We start from the raw sequence: 2,503 nt of genomic DNA, 5'->3' as shown, positions 1-2,503 counted from the left end.
TATCAGATCAACGTTCCGCAACTGAACGTGGATCTGGACCGTGTCAAGGCGAAGCAGCTCGGCGTGAACGTGACGGACGTGTTCGACACGATGCAGGTGTATCTGGGCTCGCTGTACGTGAACGACTTCAACCGGTTCGGCCGGGTGTACCAGGTGCGGGTGCAGGCGGACGCGCCGTTCCGCCAACGCCCGGACGACATCCTGCAATTGAAGACGCGCAACGCGGCGGGCGAGATGGTGCCGTTGTCGTCGCTGGTGACGGTGTCGCCGACGTTCGGCCCGGAGATGGTGGTGCGCTACAACGGCTACACGGCGGCGGACATCAACGGCGGGCCGGCGCCGGGCTTCTCGTCGGGGCAGGCGCAGGCGGCGGTGGAGCGGATCGCGGCCGAGACGCTGCCGCGTGGAGTGAAGTTCGAGTGGACGGATCTGACGTATCAGCAGATTCTGGCGGGCGATTCGGCGTTCTGGGTGTTTCCGATCAGCGTGCTGCTGGTGTTCCTGGTGCTGGCGGCGCTGTACGAGAGCCTGACGCTGCCGCTGGCGGTGATCCTGATCGTGCCGATGAGCATCTTGTCGGCCCTGACGGGGGTGTGGCTGACGCAGGGGGACAACAACATTTTCACGCAGATCGGGCTGATGGTGCTGGTGGGGCTGTCGGCGAAGAACGCGATTCTGATCGTGGAGTTCGCGCGCGAGCTGGAGCATGACGGCAAGACGCCGTTGGAGGCGGCGATCGAGGCGAGCCGGCTGCGCCTGCGGCCGATTCTGATGACGTCGATCGCGTTCATCATGGGGGTGGTGCCGCTGGTGCTATCGACGGGGGCGGGCGCGGAGATGCGGCACGCGATGGGGGTGGCGGTGTTCTTCGGGATGCTGGGCGTGACGGGCTTCGGGCTGATGCTGACGCCGGTGTTCTACGTGGTGCTGCGCACGCTGGCGGGGGGCAAGATCCACGTGGCGGGCAAGGATGCGGCGGGCTACGGCGTGCCGGCCCCGGATGCTTGAGGACAAGAAGATGATGCAAGGCAACAAGGACAAGACTGGGCAGGCCCGCGTGGCGGGCATGGCGAAGCTGGCGGCGGCGAGCGGGCTGCTGGCGGGGCTGCTGGCGGGCTGCGCGGTGGGGCCGGATTACCAGCGGCCAGAGGTGCAAACGCCGGCGGCGTTCAAGGAAGCGCCGGCGCTCGAGCCGGGCGAGCAGGCGGGCACGTGGAAGGAGGCGGAGCCGGCCGACGGGGCGCATCGGGGCGAGTGGTGGACGGTGTTTGGGGACCCGGTGCTCAACGCGCTGGAGACGCAGGCGCTGGCGGCGAACCAGAACCTGAAGGCGGCGGCGGCGCGGGTGGAGCAGGCGCGCGCGGCCACGCGCGCGGCGCGCGCGCAATGGTTCCCGCAGGTGGGGGTGGGCTTTGGGCCGGTGCGCGAGGGGCTGTCGTCGGCGTCGCAGTTTCAGCCGTCGGGGACGGGCCCGCTGACGACGACGCTGTGGCGGGCACAGGGCACGGTGTCATACGAGGCGGATCTGTTCGGGCGAGTGAGCCGCGACGTGGAGGCGTCGCGAGCGGATGCGGCGCAAAGCGAGGCGCTGTTCCGCTCGGTGCAGCTTGCGCTGCAGGCGGACGTGGCGCAGAACTACTTCGAGCTGCGGCGGCTGGATGCGGACCAGGATCTGTACCGGCGCACGGTGGAGTTGCGGGAGGAGGCGCTGAAGCTGGCGCAGCGGCGCTTCACGGAGGGCGATATCAGCGAGCTGGACGTATCGCGGGCGAAGAACGAGCTGTCGACGGCGCAGGCCGACGCGGTGGGGGTGGCGCGGCGGCGGGCGGCGTCGGAGCATGCGCTGGCGATTCTGCTGGGCAAGGCGCCGGCGGATTTCGCGTTCGTGCAGACGCCGCTGGTGCCGGTGACGGTGCGGGTTCCGGCGGGGTTGCCGTCGGCGCTGCTGGAGCGGCGTCCGGACATTGCGGCGGCCGAGCGTGCGATGGCGGCGGCCAATGCGCGGGTGGGGCTGGCGAAGTCGGCGTACTTCCCGAAGCTGGATATCACGGGCTCGTTCGGCTATGAGGCGGCGACGCTGGGGAATTTGTTCATGTGGTCGAGCCGGACGTTCCTGCTGGGGCCGTTTGCGGGGACGGTGCTGACGCTGCCGATCTTCGACGGAGGCCGTCGCAGCGCGGGGGTGCAGCAGGCGCGTGCGCGGTACGACGAGCAGGTGGCGGCGTACCGGCAGCAGGTGCTGGTGGCGTTCCGGGAGGTGGAGGACAACCTGGCGGATCTGCGGTTGCTGGATGAGCAAATTCGCGCGCAGAGCGACGCGGTGAATGCGTCGCGGCGGGCGGCGAAGCTGTCGCGCACGCAGTACGAGGAAGGGCAGGTGAGCTATCTGGAGGTGATCGACAGCGAGCGCTCGGTGCTGGAGTCGCAGTTGCAGGCCAATCAGTTGACAGGCGCGCAGGCCGTCTCGACGGTCAATCTGATTCGCGCGTTGGGCGGCGGGTGG

The 2,503-nt window shown here is 69.2% G+C and carries 2 protein-coding genes; both read left to right on the top strand.

From position 1 onward, the window contains the following. On the top strand, window positions 1-1,008 hold a 1,008-nt coding region (locus BSIN_RS02075; RefSeq protein ID WP_143757277.1), incomplete at its 5' end, for an efflux RND transporter permease subunit. 13 nt (window positions 1,009-1,021) lie between these two features. Then, window positions 1,022-2,503 (top strand): efflux transporter outer membrane subunit (locus BSIN_RS02070; RefSeq protein ID WP_143757279.1); only part of this gene is annotated, 1,482 nt, incomplete at its 3' end.

Origin of the sequence: Burkholderia singularis, assembly GCF_900176645.1 — a bacterium.
In the GTDB taxonomy this organism is placed as follows: Bacteria; Pseudomonadota; Gammaproteobacteria; order Burkholderiales; family Burkholderiaceae; genus Burkholderia; species Burkholderia singularis.
The sequence above is the reverse complement of the archived record's forward strand: the minus strand, read 5'-3'. Positions and strand labels throughout refer to the sequence as shown.